13 protein-coding genes are annotated in these 16,213 nt (G+C 48.8%); 7 read left to right on the top strand and 6 right to left on the bottom strand.

Translation table 11 applies throughout. From position 1 onward, the window contains the following. Positions 1-38 precede the first annotated feature (38 nt). Together ACFPK9_RS03860 and ACFPK9_RS03855 are read left to right on the top strand one after the other, a co-directional pair. Positions 39-749, top strand: coding sequence for a YebC/PmpR family DNA-binding transcriptional regulator (locus ACFPK9_RS03860; RefSeq protein WP_377093355.1), 711 nt, complete (start codon positions 39-41; stop codon positions 747-749). Between the two features lie 186 nt (positions 750-935). Next, a complete protein-coding gene (locus ACFPK9_RS03855; protein ID WP_377093354.1) occupies positions 936-2,276 on the top strand; it encodes an AI-2E family transporter in 1,341 nt (446 codons plus the stop codon). Between the two features lie 56 nt (positions 2,277-2,332). Here the strand turns inward: ACFPK9_RS03855 and ACFPK9_RS03850 are convergent, their stop codons facing one another. Continuing rightward, positions 2,333-3,013, bottom strand: a complete 681-nt coding sequence (locus ACFPK9_RS03850) for a phospholipase D-like domain-containing protein (protein ID WP_377093353.1) — start codon at positions 3,011-3,013, stop codon at positions 2,333-2,335. Between the two features lie 37 nt (positions 3,014-3,050). Then, positions 3,051-4,847, bottom strand: coding sequence for a translation elongation factor 4 (gene lepA, locus ACFPK9_RS03845; RefSeq protein ID WP_377093352.1), 1,797 nt, complete (start codon positions 4,845-4,847; stop codon positions 3,051-3,053). A gap of 194 nt (positions 4,848-5,041) precedes the next feature. On the opposite strand from lepA, the gene ACFPK9_RS03840 reads away from it, so the two are divergent. Continuing rightward, positions 5,042-5,659: a hypothetical protein gene (locus tag ACFPK9_RS03840; RefSeq protein ID WP_377093351.1), complete on the top strand. Its 618-nt coding sequence runs from the start codon at positions 5,042-5,044 to the stop codon at positions 5,657-5,659. Positions 5,660-5,738: 79 nt separating this feature from the next. Here the strand turns inward: ACFPK9_RS03840 and ACFPK9_RS03835 are convergent, their stop codons facing one another. Continuing rightward, positions 5,739-6,626, bottom strand: coding sequence for a phosphatidylserine decarboxylase (locus tag ACFPK9_RS03835; protein ID WP_377093349.1), 888 nt, complete (start codon positions 6,624-6,626; stop codon positions 5,739-5,741). Between ACFPK9_RS03835 and ACFPK9_RS03830 the strand changes: the two genes are divergently transcribed. Genes ACFPK9_RS03830 through ACFPK9_RS03820 form a run of 3 tightly spaced genes read left to right on the top strand, consistent with a single transcriptional unit; the run spans position 6,616 to position 10,466 of the window. Further along, entirely contained in the window at positions 6,616-7,275 is a 660-nt protein-coding gene (locus ACFPK9_RS03830) for a hypothetical protein (protein ID WP_377093347.1), read from the top strand. The genes ACFPK9_RS03835 and ACFPK9_RS03830 overlap by 11 nt on opposite strands. 4 nt (positions 7,276-7,279) lie before the next feature. Next, positions 7,280-8,485, top strand: coding sequence for a cytochrome c biogenesis ResB family protein (locus ACFPK9_RS03825; protein ID WP_377093346.1), 1,206 nt, complete (start codon positions 7,280-7,282; stop codon positions 8,483-8,485). Next, entirely contained in the window at positions 8,472-10,466 is a 1,995-nt protein-coding gene (locus ACFPK9_RS03820) for a cytochrome c biogenesis protein (protein WP_377093345.1), read from the top strand. The genes ACFPK9_RS03825 and ACFPK9_RS03820 overlap by 14 nt, the downstream gene beginning before the upstream one ends. A 225-nt stretch (positions 10,467-10,691) precedes the next feature. Here ACFPK9_RS03820 and ACFPK9_RS03815 read toward each other — a convergent pair whose 3' ends face one another. Genes ACFPK9_RS03815 through ACFPK9_RS03805 form a run of 3 tightly spaced genes read right to left on the bottom strand, consistent with a single transcriptional unit; the run spans position 10,692 to position 14,440 of the window. Beyond that, positions 10,692-12,053, bottom strand: a complete 1,362-nt coding sequence (locus tag ACFPK9_RS03815; RefSeq protein ID WP_377093343.1) for a DUF2851 family protein — start codon at positions 12,051-12,053, stop codon at positions 10,692-10,694. A 24-nt stretch (positions 12,054-12,077) separates the two neighbouring features. After that, entirely contained in the window at positions 12,078-13,655 is a 1,578-nt protein-coding gene (locus ACFPK9_RS03810) for a TIGR03790 family protein (protein WP_377093341.1), read from the bottom strand. Positions 13,656-13,669: 14 nt separating this feature from the next. Further along, positions 13,670-14,440, bottom strand: coding sequence for an MBL fold metallo-hydrolase (locus ACFPK9_RS03805; protein WP_377093340.1), 771 nt, complete (start codon positions 14,438-14,440; stop codon positions 13,670-13,672). 113 nt (positions 14,441-14,553) lie between these two features. Here ACFPK9_RS03805 and recN point away from each other — a divergent pair, with 113 nt between their 5' ends. Next, the gene (recN, locus tag ACFPK9_RS03800) at positions 14,554-16,197 is read left to right on the top strand and encodes a DNA repair protein RecN (protein WP_377093338.1); all 1,644 of its coding nucleotides are present in this window, start codon (positions 14,554-14,556) and stop codon (positions 16,195-16,197) included. Positions 16,198-16,213: the final 16 nt, after the last annotated feature.

Raw genomic sequence — 16,213 nt, 5'->3', positions numbered from 1 at the left:
ACACAATTTTATCCATTTTAATTAATATCTAAAACACCATGGGACGCGCATTTGAATACCGTAGAGCATCGAAGGAAAAACGTTGGGACAAGATGTCTAAACTTTTCCCTAAATTAGGCAAGGCTATCACTGTGGCTGCGAAAGAGGGTGGTGAAGATCCTGAAGTGAATGCCAAGCTTCGTGCTGCGATTGCGACAGCGAGAGCGGAGAACATGCCTAAGGATAACATCGATAAAGCGATCGCTCGCGCGACGGCGAAAGATGCAGTTGCCTACACTGAAATCAACTACGAGGGCAAAGGTCCTCACGGAGTATTGATCTGGGTGGAGTGTGCGACGGATAACAATACCCGAACATTTTCTAACATCCGTACGATTTTTAATAAGAGTGGTGGTGGATTGCTCCCGACTGGCGGGCTCGAGTTCATGTTTGATCGTAAGTCGGTCGTGCAATTCAAAAAACCAGAGGACAAGGATCTTGAGGAAATTGAGTTAGAGCTGATTGATCACGGTCTTGAAGAACTTGAGGATCACGGTGAGGATGTAGTAGTTTACGGTGAGTTTACTAGCTTCGGTGCGTTATCAAAAGCGGTTGAAGAAATGGGACTGGAGATCACTAAGGCGGCTCCTGAACGCATTGCAACGAATTCAGCGGAATTCACAGAAGAGCAACTTACTGAGATCGAAGAAATGCTTGATAAGCTCGAGGATGATGAAGATGTACAGAACGTTTTCACTAATATTGCCTAGCTTTTAGAGCCGCAGAGAAATGTTACAAAACACTCACCATGCGGTGGGTGTTTTTGTTTTGGGGTTGGTACGGATTACGCTGTAGACTTTTTTTGATAGAGGATGAATGTATCGATTGTTGTTTGCGTCAATTTAGCGTAGGCTTTGCAATCTAGGACAGAACGGAAGTCGCCCTACAGTTAGAGAATGAATCAAGTACCCAAAAAAACAGGCGTCCAAGCAGCGAAGATCCTCGTTGTGTTAGCGAGTCTTGTGCTTGTCATTGCTGGGGCGAAAGCATCCGCTGGCTTTGTTGTCCCTATCTTGTTAGCTTTTTTTATTGCGACAGTTTCTTTTCCGATTACCAACTGGCTTCGGGAGCATAGAGTTCCTCGCACTCTCGCGGTGTTCATCACTGTGCTGGTCGATTTTGCATTTCTCGCCGGTGTGATACTGGTGGGTATCATGCTCGTAAGTGAGCTGCAGTCGAAATGGGAGTCGAAATATTACGGCATTACCAAAGAGCGGGTTGAGCAAGCGGCTGATGCGACTTCTGATTTTATGGACCAATGGGGGATGTTAACCCAAGGTTCGAAAGAGGAAAATGCATCTGGAGCTGAGAATGCTAACAAACCTACAGCTGAAATTGTTAGCGAAGATGTGGAATTAGAAATTGGTGAAAACGCAGTACTCGAGGAACCCGTTCCAACTCCAAATGTAAGTGCTCGTAAGGGAATCGAAATTCTCACCAATGAGCTCTTGCAGTATCTTTCAGTGAATAAAGTATTACAGCTGGGAACTGATTTTTTAAGTAAGCTGGTTTCATTTCTAGGCACAACCTTCGTGGTGATGTTCTTGACTGTCTTTATGCTGAGCGAGGCTCGGATGTTTGGGCGTCGCTTTAATGCAATCTGCGAGGCGAGAGGACCGAACCTTCAGCGTTTGTTGAGCGCGACCAAAGACATTCAGCGCTATCTCGGGATCAAGACATTGATTTCTCTAATGACTGGCTTTCTAGCTGGGATTCTTTGTTGGGCTTTAGATCTGGAGTTCCCATTGTTGTGGGGGATTTTGGCTTTTGCCTTGAACTATATTCCTGCTGTCGGCTCGGTGATCGCGGGGATTCCTCCAGTTCTATTTTCTTTGCTCGTGTATGGGGATTGGAAGCATGCCTTGATTGTAGCGAGTGGTTATTTAGTGATCAATGGGGTGTTAGGAAACTTTTTGGAACCAACTTTGTTAGGTAGACGTTTTGGTATTTCAACTCTTGTGGTCGTTGTTTCAGTCCTGTTTTGGGGCTGGATTTGGGGACCAATTGGAATGCTGTTGGCTGTACCACTCACCATGTTGGTGAAAGTAGCTTTGGACAATAGTGCTGATTTCCGCTGGATCGCCGTGGCTATTAGTAAGGAAGACAAAAAGGGAATCGCAGGGTCGGAAACTCAGATTCTGAAGGATGCGGTAATTCAGTCCGCTGAGGCAGAAGAAAAGCGTCAGAAAATTTCTGAAGACACTACGAAGTTGAGCCACATGTTCCCCAAGTCTTAAACGACAGAGCTTGCTGAGATTTACTAAACTACGGGTTCTGATAGTGGCTCGATCACTCAGGCGAATGAGTTCCAGAGTTTTAAGAACTCGTTCTGAAATTGCTTCACCAGTGGTTTGTGATTGGTCACGGTGATATTCTCGTTGTTCTCAGTGGATGCGGAACGCGTCCAATTGTAGCTACCATTGAGGAGTTTGTTATCATCGGCTATGGCAAACTTGTGATGCATGTGGGCATCGGTTCTATCGGCTCGACAATGAATGTCATTTGCTAACAAGTAATCGAAGTCGGAGCCGAGGTCTTCGGATTTATCATTGTCGGAAATGATGCGAATTTTCACCCCGCGTGCGTGGGCTTCGATGATCTTTTCGACTATGCGATTGTCGGTAATGGTGAATACGCAGATGTCGAGCGAGTGCTGAGCTTCACGGATGAATGTTTGGATGCGATGCAGGCAGTCTTCACCCGGGGAGAAATAGGCGGAAGATTTGACTTCAGCTTCATTCGAATAGAGTAATTTGATGACCGACTGGAGCCAGTCCATAGCGGCCATTTCTCCAATTTCACCGATCGATTTGGTACAGAGTCGGAAGGCGAGTTGGCGCACCTTCGCTTGTTCGGAGACGTTGCCTTGGATCTCAGCAAGAAGGATTTTGAGCTCCTTGCGCTCAGAGCGAGAAATGGAAAAGTCCTCGAGAGAATCTGCGAGGACTTGTTCGATGTGGTGAACTTTGTTCACAGGGTTGAGGTATGAGGTTTTACGATTGAAGAAAAGTTTAGTCGTTCTTGAGAACTCTGATGAAGGCGTCTTGTGGGATGTTAACTTTACCGATGGCTTTCATCTTAGCTTTCCCTTTTTTCTGCTTCTCGAGGAGTTTACGCTTACGTGAGATGTCACCACCGTAACACTTGGCTGTTACGTTTTTGCGCATTGCTGAAATGGATTCACGGGCAATGATTTTTCCCCCGATCGCAGCTTGAATAGCTACTACGAAAAGTTGCTGAGGAATCACTGTTTTGAGTCTTTCACAGAGCTTGCGGCCGTAACCTTCTGCTTTATCACGGTGAACGATAGTCGCGAAAGCATCCACTGGCTCGCCAGCAATCATGATGTCCATTTTGACCATTTTCGCAGCGCGGTAGCCATCGTGTTCATAATCCATCGAGCCATAACCACGGGTCATGGATTTGAGGCGATCGTTGAAGTCGACGAGAATTTCGGCAAGTGGCATGCGGCAAGTGAGCATGACGCGCAGGTCATCGATAGTTTCGGTGTTCTCCATGTCACCACGCTTCTCCATGATGAGTTTCATGAGGTCGCCGATGTAGTCACCAGGAGTCATGATGTAGACACGCACCATTGGTTCGCGGATTTCCTGAATCTGTTGAGCCTCGGGAAGCATGCATGGGTTGTCGACGATGACTTCTTCACCATTGGTTTGGGTGACCTCATAAATTACCGATGGGTAAGTGGAGATGATGTCCATGTTGAACTCACGGCGGAGTCGCTCTTGGATAATTTCCATGTGGAGGAGTCCGAGGAATCCACAGCGGAATCCGAAACCAAGTGCGGCTGAGGATTCGGACATGAAGGAGAATGCTGCATCGTTGATCTGAAGTTTGGCAACGGCTACTTTGAGAGATTCATAGTCGGAGCTATCCACGGGGTAGATACCTGAGAATACCATTGGTTGGATTTCCTTAAAGCCAGGGAGTGGCTCTGGGCACGGCTGAACCGAAGTTGTCATGGTGTCACCAATCTTAACATCGTGTGCCGATTTCATATTGGCGATCACGTAGCCTACATCGCCTGCAACGAGTTCATCGCGCTTAGTCATGGCTGGAGTGAAGACTCCGACTTCTTTGATCTCGTAGGTATTTGGTGTGTGGAAGAATTTGATGCGTGTGCCGCGTTTCATGCTGCCAGACATGACGCGCACGTAGGAAACGACTCCGCGGAAGTTGTCGTAGATGGAGTCAAAAACGGAGGCTCTGAGGTGATCATCTTTTGGCTGCTCCGGAGCTGGAATGCGTTCGACGATCGCTTCGAGAATGTCTTCAATGCCAATACCAGCCTTAGCAGATGCAGGGATCGCATCTTCTGCTGGGATACAGATAATGTCCTCGAGCTGTTTATGAACCTTAGGTAGGTCTGCTGATGGCAAATCAATCTTATTGATGACGGGAACGATGGTGAGTTCTTGGTCGTTGGCAAGATGGAGGTTTGCTAGCGTTTGAGCTTCGACGCCTTGAGCTGCATCGACGATGAGAATGGCGCCTTCGCAGGCTGCGAGTGAACGGGAAACCTCATAGGAGAAATCGACGTGACCAGGGGTGTCTAGCAGGTTGAGCTGATAAGTTTTACCATCCTTCGCCTTGTAGTACATGCTCACTGGGTGCGACTTAATGGTGATGCCGCGTTCGCGTTCGAGATCCATGGCATCGAGTAACTGATCTTGCTGTTGGCGTTCGGTGATGGTCTTGGTGAATTCCAAGAGGCGATCAGAGAGCGTGGTTTTGCCGTGGTCGATGTGTGCGATGATCGAAAAGTTGCGTGTGAGCTCGATAGACATGGTGGATGTTCTCAGAGGTGAATGGAATGAACGCTAGTATGCCAGCGAGTTCCAGATTTCTTCGTGGACGAAAGAGAAGCCAAGTTCGTGTGATTTTACAGCAAAAAGTGAGAAAAACGAAAGCTTCGTAGAGGTTTTTCAAGCGTCGAAGCTCATAGGCTTGTCGGTGTGGGGAAGAATGCTACAAATGCTTTGTGAATTTTGGAGCTCAATTGTCGGTTGTTGTAGGCTGTGCGGCACTTTGGTCCTGTACGCCTGCGCAGCGGTTTTATCAGCCACAGACAGCAGTTCCGAGAAAGCCGTGGTCTGGTACTTCAGGGAAATGGGGTGGATATAGCGAGAGGCAGTTAAATAATGGGCGGGTGGAGATTTTGTTTACAGGCTATAATGAGCCTTCGCTGAGTAGTTGTGCGTTTTTTTGTAAAGTGCGTGCTGCTGAGCGGAGCATGCTTGATGGCTATGTTTATTTTTATGGGGCTGAGCCCAGTGTGACTCAGACTATCCAAGAAAGTAATTTTCCGGCTAAAGTAATTCCAGGTCGCTATGAAGATGTGCCAACTGTGGAGTGGGTGAAGGGGCCAAATGGAGAAGCTGAGCCAATTAACGTGTTCAGACCGGTTTGGGTTCCTCCGCAGACGATTCCTGCTCATACGGAAATTAACACGGTGAATCAGGCTAAGATGACGATTAACTACCGTGGTTCAGGTAAAAAGTATGATGCTTCAGCAATTTTAAAAAGTGCAGCTGGTGGATCGCAGAAGATGGGCAAGGTGCATTTGGAGCCGGCTGTGGAAGCTAAGTTGGATTTTTGACTGGGTTTTTGGCCACTCAAAGTGTCGAAAGTCTAAAGGTCGCAGGTCGGATTGCATGGCGTGGTCGCGATGATTGTTTTTAGACAGAAGTGCCCATCACGTCACCCATTTTTGCGTAGAGTTCTTGTTGTTGGGAGCTGTGGGTGAGGAGGTCGTCGGCGAGTTGGACTTTGCCTTCTTGAAAAATGGTGATGGTGGAGGAGCCGCCGAAGGCGAAATAGCCTTTCTCATCGCCTTTAGATACCGGAGAATGGGCTTGGTAGGTTTGATGGATGGAGCCTACGCAGGTAGCGCCGATTTCTAAAATGAGAACGCGGCCCAAGTTTGGTGTTTCTAGAATGGTGCAGGTGCGCTTGTTCTGCCACATGTAGGAAAGGTTTTGGCGGAGAGCGATGGGTGAGACTGAGAATAGCGGGCCATTGATGAGGCGGGCTTCTGTTGGGGTGCCATCGCATGGAAAATGGAAGCGGTGGTAGTCTACTGGGCAGAGACGCGAGAGCACAAGGCTGCCATTTTTAAATTGATCGTAGAGTCGGTCGTGGTTGATCAGAGCGCGCAGATCCCATTGCTGTCCTTTAATAAAGACGCCTGAGACCTTTTCTGCGTTTTGAAATCCGAGATGGCGGCCATCGGCTGGGAAGACGAGGTCACTGTCGGCGATGGGGCGGGCTTCGGGTTTGAGTTTACGGTAGAAAAAATCGTTGAAGTGCTGGTAGCTGTCTGGGCTGTCGAGGAACTCATCGGCATTCATTTGGTATTGCTCGATGAAAGGGGCTATCTTTTCCTTGGTTTTGGGAGAGTCCATGCGCTGGCCATACCATTTGGAAAAGAATGGACGTTTGACGAAGCTGTGGAGGGCTATTTTTCCGAGAGGATTAGCGTATGCCCATTTTAGGAAAGATTCTCCATAGACCTGTTCGGTTTCGGTGCTATTGGTGTAGCGATTTAAGAAAGTAATGGGTTCCACGGCGCGTAGTGTGGGGCAGAGTTTAAGAATTGCAATGCAAGAACAAGAGCAGAGAAGTGATAGTGAGAATGGCCGATTGCCCTTGCATGTCGGTCATTCACACAGTATCGCCAAACCAGTCATGAAGATCCGTAATATAGCCGTGGGGATGTCCTCGCTCCTTGTATTTTCCTCCTGTCAGGAAAGTACGCAACCTATTGAGGTTGCTGAGACTCGGGAGATCTCAAATTATGATGATGAGGGCAACATTGGTGGGGTCATGCCTGCTGATTGGCGTCGTGTGCCGAGTACGAAGTTTCGTGATTACAACTGTAAATTTGGTGAGGATGGCGAGGTATATTTATCGATTGCCAGTGGGGGGATAAAAGAAAATGCGCAGCGTTGGTTGAAGCAATTTGGAGATGATAAAGAAATCGTGGTGGGCGAGCTGGAAACTTTTGAGACCTTCGATGAAGAAGGTGTAGTGATTGAAGCAGAGGGTAAATTCGAAGGAATGCGCGGAATTGCTAAAGAAGATGCTGCTTTATTAGGTTTGATGGTTCAGACCCGTGGCAATTTGATTACTGTGAAAATGGTGGCAAGTGCCGAAGAGGTGAAAGCGCAGCGCGAAAATTTCTTCGCCTTCTGTGAAAGTTTAAAATGGAAATAAGCTGATGGCTAAAAAATCAACCAATCCACTCGCTCGAGTGTTCGCTTTTCTGGGCGGCTTTCATGTAGCCATTGTCTGCATGGCCTTGCTGCTGGTTTTAACATGGCTGTCGACGCTTGAACAGACGGGTCCCGGTGGACTCTACTGGACCTTGCGCAAGTACTTCAGCTTCGATGCATTTTTTGTGCGACCTACTTTGAATGGTCATGATCTACCTATTTTCTTACCTGGGGGGTATTGGGTTTGTGCGGTATTTACCTTAAACCTCATCATCGGTGGAGTGCTGCGCATACGTAAGGGCTGGAAACATGCTCCTGTGCTAGTTTCTCATTTTAGTATGGTAATGCTAATGGTGGGTGGAGCGATGACCTACCACCAATCACGTGAAGCATACATGGAGCTAGAAATCGGTGATACAGGCAATACAGCCTATAGTCTCACTGAACTCTCGATTGAGGTGGCGGAAATTAAAGATGGGGAAAAACAAAATCCTACTGTGTTAAATTCGGATGTCTTGGCTGGAGTTCGCGGTCAAGTGGGCAAGAGCAGAGAAATCTTATTGCCCCATATGCCCTTCGATCTGGTAGTCAGTGATTACTTAATTCATGCGAAACTCTACCCAGTGCAGGGTTCGGTGCCAGATGAGGCGATGGTGATCGATGGCTACTACGCGATGGCTGAGACACCTACTGGATTTGAGGAAAAAAACCTTTCGGCTTGCGTGGTCACTATCAAGGAAAAGCAGGGTGGTGAACAAACTCAATTATTACTTTACGAGGGGGTGGGACACGATGTGACTGCAACCATTGATGGGAAAGTTTATGGCTTCCGACTTCACGGAGAAATCTGGCCACAGCCATTTGAAATCCGCCTCGATGACTCACGTGGTGAAAAGCATCCGGGGACAGGGTTGGCGATGACTTACGAAAGTGACGTAACAGCACTCGATCAAAATGGAGATGACGCAATTAAGTTTAAAATCGAGATGAATAAGCCGCTACGATACAAGGGGCTTACATATTATCAAACGACTTGGGACGTGCGCGATGGTGTCACGTACTCAGGGTTTACCATTAAGACAAACCCATCAGACCAATGGCCTAAATATGCCATTTATGTCTGTGGTGTCGCACTCTTCGTGCATTTCATTATCAAACTTTTCGGATTCGTTTCCGCAAGCATAGCAAGGAGCAAAAATGAGCAAAAGTAAGTTAGGGCGTTGGATAGGTTTTTTCTTTGCCTTGTTGGTGGTCGTCGGACTGTTAATGAATACGGTAAAGGATTCGATCGTTAAAGGCCCGCCAAATGTGGTGGAAGGGTACGAGCCTTGGGATGAGGAACTCGTTGAAGAATTTGCTTCGCTCCCGGTGCAAGACGGTGGGCGCGTGAAACCGATGTCGACCTGGGCTGGCTTTGAGCTTTTAGCGATTAACGGTAAGCGCAAGGTGCGTTTTGAAACTGACGGTGACAAGGTGAAGCTGACGCCAACGGAGTGGATGTTAGACGCGATGTTCCGCGAGGGGGTGGCCAATGAAATGGCTGTGTTTCAAGTGGAGGATGCCAATGTACTGGATTTGATCGGTGTCGATCATTCAAACAAAAAGCGTCGTGACCGCTATAGTTTCAAGGATCTTCAGCCTTATCTCGCTGAATTCGATCGCGTTCGCACAGATCTTGTTAAGAAAAAGCAGGATGAGATCGAGCTCGATCTTATTGAAGAACAGTTTCTAGGCTTAGATACGAACATCAGAAGTTACATCGAGCTAACATCACACTTCTCTCCGGTGCGCTCTCGTATGGCGGATAAAGATAGCTCGCTGACAGATGAATTGCAGAAATTTTCTTCTTGGGTAAAGCGCTGGCGTCAATTGGCTCCACTTTTTGCAAGTAGTGCTCAGCAATCTCCAGATGGAGCTGACGGCTTAAAGGCGGTTGCTACTAATATCGCCATTCGTGTGGGAGACTCTGTGTATTCAGAAATCGCGATGATGCCATCTCTGGATAAAGAAAACCCAACATGGCCGAAGCGGAATAACTGGCTGATGGAGTATATGCAGTTTAAGGCTGACGCGGATGAGGATCAGTTAGAGTACCTCACCGAAATGGAGAGTTTGGCATTGGCTTATGAAGAGGGTGGTCAAAAGGGCTTGCTGGAGGCGGTCAAGGCCTACAAAACCAAAGTTTATGATCTGATGGAGGAACGTGGTGAAGGCGCCACTCTAGAAGGAGAAATGGCGTATTACCGCATGGATTATTTCTATCGTTCACTAACTCCATTTGTACTTGGATTTTTAGTGGTGTCCTTTGGTTGGATTTCTCCAGCGACTCGCTGGGGGCGCGTGTGTAATCGCATTGGCTGGGTACTTTTGATTATCGGAACACTACTCGTTGTTGCTGGGATCACTCATAGAAGTATCTTAATGGGACGTCCACCAGTGGGGAATTTGTACGACACGATTCCGTTTATCACCGCCATCGCGATTATTGTGTTAGGATTTATCGAATGGGTGACTAAGCGCGGCGTCTGTTTGGGCTTAGCCTTCTTCCTCGCAGCTCTCGGAATGTTCCTCGCGATGTGGTATGAGGAGTCTAAAGGTGTCGACCCGATGAATCCGTTGATCGCGGTGTTACGTTCAAACTTCTGGCTAGCGACGCATGTAACTACGATCACCATTGGTTATGCTGGAGGTTTGCTTACAGCAGGTTTGTCTCACGTGTACATCTTCGCTCGCATTTTCAATATTGATGAAGGTGACAAGTCGTTTCGCCGATTCATGACTCGTATCGTTTACGGCGGTGTCTGTTTTACGCTGTTCTTCAGTTTGGTAGGAACCATCCTCGGCGGTGTGTGGGCGAACGATTCTTGGGGGCGCTTTTGGGGATGGGATCCGAAAGAGAATGGAGCGCTTATTATTGTGCTGTGGACTCTGATTATTCTCCACGCTCGTATGGCAGGCTATATCAAGGAGTGGGGGATTCACATCTGCGCAGTCTTTGGTTCGATCCTAGTGACCTTCTCGTGGTGGCATGTGAACTTCCTCAGCGTCGGTCTCCACAACTACGGCTTTACTGCTGGTGATGGACTAAAAGCAATCTGGTCGTTCTACGCGCTAGAGGTTCTAGTCATCGTGCTAGGTATCAGTTTCGCTTGGTACGAGAATGCTAAGAAGAAGCAGCTCAAGTCTGCATAGGCTAACATAGCTAGATGAGTTACACCTACGGAGTTGACCGTAGGTGTATCCATGTTCTTGACTTAGCACATTTGTATACTGTCTAGCGGAGCTTGGACTGGTCTTTTATATGGGCTACTAGAGCTTGAAGAAACAGATCAGTGGATGTGGGGGATCTAGAAGGGTAGAGTTGATCTTCTAGAGATTAAGCGTGATGGCTGAATGGTTTGGAAGAAATGGATTCAGCTAAGTCAATTGTTGAAGCTGTTCTGGAAATGGGCAGTTCGTACAATCGCTGAGGTCTTCGAGGCAGAAATCGTGATAAATTTGGAGTAGTGCTTGGTGTTTCCAAGCGTGGCGGAGCCACTTCTTTTTATCATCGCGTTGGCCGAAGAGGCGGGTGCTGGCGCGGTTGACAGATTCGCTGACAGCTGGTGCTGGGTAGTTGAGGTATTGGTTCCACGCTCGCTCATCACCTTCTGCAATGCGTAGTGGGAGGATGTGGTTGATGAGGAGGTCGCGGATGCGGTCTTTGCCAATGAGGGAGAGTTTTTTTTCACTTCGTTTGGAAGTGAGGGTGTAGTGGTGTGACCAGAACGGGTTTTCGAGTTGCTTGAGCCAGTCGAGAAGGTGGTTGGTTTGTGAACTGAATTTGCGGAATGTAGGCCAGTGCTGGGCGACGCATGAGAGGGCTGCGAGTCGGCGCTGTGGGTGGTTGATGGGGCGGATTCCTGAGCGAGTCCATTGGATGGAGCGTTCGGGGCTGAGTTCGTGTTGTTGGCGGTGTTGCCACCAGGTTTGCCACAGTTCTTCTAACCATTGTTGAGAATCCTTTGGAGCATTTTTGTGGATCTCTGGATGGAGAAAACCAGCGGTTCCGAAAAGGAGTGCGGAGCTTAGAGAGGTGTGTTGTTTTAGGTAATGAATGGGAAGTCGCTGAGCGAGTTGACTCATAGCGCTTTTGTTTGGACGATAGCCAAGAGTTTCTGCGAGCGCGATCCAGAGTGTTTGGTCTGTGCCGTGAGCTTCTTGGATCTTGAGGAGACGTTTAGCTTTGAGCTGACAACGATGCTTGGCCGCATTTTTCAGCAATGATTCGAGGGCGGGTTCTGAGAGATTTTTGAGTGGTTGGTAGCAACGACCGATGTGAGCTGTGGCTGAGGCATGGCGCGGGTACTGTAGGACTTCGCTAATGATTTCAGTGGGGATGACCACTTTCGGCACATTTTGGTGATTTTCTGTGCGTGAAAATTGACGGGGGACGGAGTCTTGAAAAACGACATGGAGGATGACCTCATTGAATGCTGGATTCGAGTCGTGGCCGTGGGTGATCCAATCACTGGCGTGAGTGTCTAGTTCAATAGGGCCGGAGAGGATTTCACCATTAATTTCTATGGAACAATGAAGGAAGTCTGGACCAGCGGAGCGGTTCCAGAAACCGAACTGTTTGATGGTCACCGCTTGTTGATCCGTGGTGGTGAATTCGCGGCCAAATTGGCCATTGAACCACAGTGCTTGCAGGCTAAGTTCATCTGGAAGGTCTGTTGGAGCCTCTTCAGTCAGGTACGGTGGGAAAGTGTTTTGTATGAGTTGGGAGTAGCTCTGCATAGGGATTAGGAGAAAGGAGTGAGGCTACTTATCTGCGCTGTCTTGGCGTGGTTGGGCGGCAGGTGGTGGTGGTGGGTTGAGGATGGTTAACATGGCTGAGGCTGCTTTGGTGGCAGGAGCTGAATCGTTTTCAGCAAGGATGGCTTCGAGCGCATCGATGGCTTGTGCCTTTTGCTTTTCGCCGCGGAAGAGGTTTGCAAGATGCAAGGTGACCCGTACTTTGTCGCTGATATCCGTGTATTTGCTCAAGGCTGGATAGAAGTAGGAAAGGGCTCCTTTAGTATCGTTTTGTGAAAGCTTCCACAGGCCGATCACTTCGTAGAAGCGTGCATCATTTTTTTGGATGGCTGCTGACTGGAGGCGTCTTTCAATTTTTTCATCGTCATTTTTCCAAGCACGGAATGCGAGGCTCATGGCACGGTATGCTTTGTCTTCTTCTACAACTTCTCCTGAGCTACTGATGTGCTTGAAGGGGCGATAAAGCGGGTCGCCGACAGAGACATTCATCCATGAAAAGGTAGGAAGTGACATGGTGGCGGCTTCGATGAAGGTGTAGCCGTTCATGAGTCTCTCGTTGAGGATGTCAAAATGATGAGTGAGTGCAAGGTAGGGCTCGTAGACATTGCCGATGGTAGCGGCTGCGCCTGCATTGAGAATAGGGCCAACCCAATGGGTGTCGGGGTTGCGTAGGTTACTTGCACTGGCTGAATGGAGGTGCATGGCGACGGCCCCGCGTTTGAAGCGAAATTCAGGGTCGAGCAAGGGGCCGTTTTTATGACTGGTGTACCACCCGTAGTAGAGCGCGGCGTCGCGCATCGGGTAGTTGGTGAGGTAGGTTTGCTTGTTACGGTCAATAACGGTGGGGATGCCTTTTTGCCAGTTGAGCTTGTAGATGTTTTCTATCCAATCATCGCCTTCCTTGTAGTTCGCTCCTTTGAGCGCCATATCTAGATAACACATTCCCCAAAGACCTTGTTTTTCGGTGGCGATGGCATCGTCGATGAGGCGCTTGGCTAGCTCGGGCGAAGGGCCATCGATCCGTCCAACCATGACATAGGGAAGGTTTTTGGGGTCGTCTGAGAAGTTTTTTTCTTGTTTGAAGTAGGGGTTCGGAACCGCGCCTCTGAGAGGAAGGTTTTGTATGCCGAATGTATTGAGCTCGCTGTCGACAGAGGCTTTATTAGAACGCTCGATGGTGTGGAGCTTGTCGCTTTCCTCTTTTGGGATGGCGACTTGTTGGATACCAAATGGAATACCGTAGACGCAAACGAGGAGGCGAATTTTGTTATCGGTCGGGATGACGAAGCCGTCAGTGGTCTTTTGGAGTTTCCACCAGCGATTGTGCGTGAAGTGGCGGCGGAGCGGGCCTTCGATGGTTTTTTTGTATTGCTCGCGTGAGATGTGAGCTGCATTCGACGTGTCGAGCCCAACGAGGTTAGATAGCGGTATGTTGCGTTGTTTGGCGTAGTAGAAGGCGAGTTCAGAGGACTCCTTCATGTTGCTATTGTAGAGAATAGCGATGGAGCTGGGCTCGATACTGGGTTTGGCATTAAGCCAAGTCACGCTGAAGAGAAATAGAATAAAGATGTTTAGGAATTTCATGAACGACGGATGGGTTAGTCTAACTGAAGTGTGTCGTAGGCGAAACGAATATTTTCAGGGAGTTTCGCTTCTTCTGCTCGATAGTCTGTTTCGTGTGAGATGTGGGTGAGCCAGGTTTGCTTTGGCTGGATGCGGTTAGATATTTCGACCGCTTCTGGCAGCGAGAGGTGTGTCGGGTGGGGAGCTGGGCGGAGAGCATCGATGATGAAGTGGTCGAGGCCTTCTAACAGAGCGAAGGTTGGCTCGGGGATTTCTTTCGCATCGGGAATGTAAGCGATGCTGGGTTGGCCATCTTGGTCAAAGCGGAAACCGATCGTTTCGACTGAGGCGTGCATGACTGGTAGTGGAGTTACTTTTGTATTTCCAAGGAAGAATGGGCCACCGACTGGGCGAGCTTTAGGTTTGATGTAGCCTTTGTGAGTATTGCTCGGAGAAAAGGCCCATGAGAAAATACGAGCAAGTTCATCGAGACAGGCCTTGCTCGAGTACATGGGGAGTGGTTCTTCTCGTCCCCAACAGAAGGCGCGCAATTCGTCAAAGCCGGTGATGTGGTCGAGGTGACAGTGGGTGTAGAGTACTGCGTCGACCTTGATTAGATCGTGTCGGAGCGCTTGTTGGCGGAGGTCTGGGCCGGAATCAACAAGGATAGAGTGGGTGTCTGTTTGGAGGTGGACAGAGGCGCGCATGCGCTGGTTTTTAGGATCGCTGGAACGACAGCTAGCGCAGTTGCAGCCGATGACAGGAATGCCTACAGAGGTGGAAGTGCCGAGAAAGGTGAGAGTCATTTTCAATACAATCGAGCTTAGGCGGCAGGAGTGCTTTTTGAAAAGGGTGATTTCTCGGAGATGTGCAGTTGCTAAGTGATTTTTAGCGGTCTAGTCTGCGTCATCTTCACACTATGTTAACACATATCTCTATTAAAAATCTCGCATTGGTTGATCAATTGAGCTGGCAGCTAGGTAAGGGGCTTATTGGAGTAACTGGTGAAACGGGGGCAGGTAAATCCGTAATCGTGGGGGCATTAAAGTTAGTGTTAGGCGAGCGTGCGACCAAGGGGATGATTCGTACTGGTGAGAGTTCTTGCACGGTGGAGGCAGTTTTTGAGTTAGAGAATGTGGCGCTGATCAATGCTATTCTGGAAGATGCAGGGATCGATCCATGTGATGATAAGCAGCTCATCGTGCGCCGTGTCATGGGGCAAAATTCTAACAAGCAGTGGGTGAACAATAGTTCCGCGACTTTGTCCGTTTTAAAGAATCTTGGTGATCATTTAGTGGACCTGCATGGTCCTCACGATCATCAATCGCTTCTTTCAGTGGAACGTCAGCTTGCGATGTTAGATGCCTACGCAGTGGCTCAAAAAGAAAGAGCAGCGTATCGAGAGGTGTATCGCGAGTGGCGTGAGAAAGTTTTCGAGCTTGAGAGTTTGCAGAAAAGCGAGCAGGCGAACGAGCAGGAGATCGATTTATTGAGATACCAAGTGGAGGAAATCGAGGCGGCAGATATTCGACCAGAGGAAGAAGCTGAAATAGAAGAGCGCTATAAGCGGGCGTCGAATAGTACGCGTTTGGTTGCGTGTTCGGGTCAGATTGCTGGAATCTTAGGTCACGAGGTTAATGAACGGTTAGGGGAAGTGCAAAAGCTTGCGCGCGAGCTGGAGCAGATCGATCCGGCATCGGTCGAGCTATTAGGAGGTTTAGACTCGGCGCTTGTTGAATTGCAGGAGCTTGAACGCAGCATGGCGGATTACAGTGAATCACTGGATATCGATTCTGCTGAAGCATCTGCTTTAGAAGATAGAATCAACACCTTTGAAACTTTAAAACGCAAGTACGGACCGACGCTCGAGGATGTGTTAGAGCATCATGTGAAGGCGAGTGAGCGCTTGGATACGATTGAAAACAGGGGTGATAAGATTGGCGCATTGCAGCAAGAAGTGGAGCAGCTTCGTGAGAGGCTTCAAGTGACAGGCGCGAAGTTGGGAGCGAAGCGAAAGAAGTTTGCTCCTAAGTTAGCGAAAGAGATTGCGCATCACATTAAAGAACTTGGCTTCAAGCAGGCATCGTTTGAACTCTCGATTGTGCCGAATGGTGAAGCAGGGGCGAATGGCTTAGAAGGAGTCGATTTTCAGTTTGGGCCGAATCCTGGTGAGCCTCTTAAGCCCTTGCGTCAGGTGGCGTCGAGTGGTGAGATTTCACGGGTGATGCTGGCGGTGAAGAGTGCTCTAGCAGATCAAGATGCGACACCGCTGATGGTGTTTGATGAAATCGATGCCAATGTCGGTGGAGAGATCGCGCGTGCCGTGGGGGAGAAAATGGCAGTGTTAGGTGAGAAGCACCAAGTGATTTCGATCACTCATTTCCCACAAGTTGCGGCGGTAGCGGCGGAACATTTCGTGGTTGAAAAATTAGTTGAAGGAGGACGGACGCGTTCGACTCTGATAGCTGTTAAAGGCGAGCAACGGATCGACGAACTAGTGCGGATGCTCGGCGGAGGCGATGGCGAGAAAGCGAGAGCGATGGCAGAAAGTCTTCTTGCTTGAGGGCACTTCTAGTACG

It is taken from the genome of Rubritalea spongiae, from assembly GCF_042652385.1.
GTDB lineage: Bacteria > Verrucomicrobiota > Verrucomicrobiia > Verrucomicrobiales > Akkermansiaceae > Rubritalea > Rubritalea spongiae.
The sequence above is the reverse complement of the archived record's forward strand: the minus strand, read 5'-3'. Positions and strand labels throughout refer to the sequence as shown.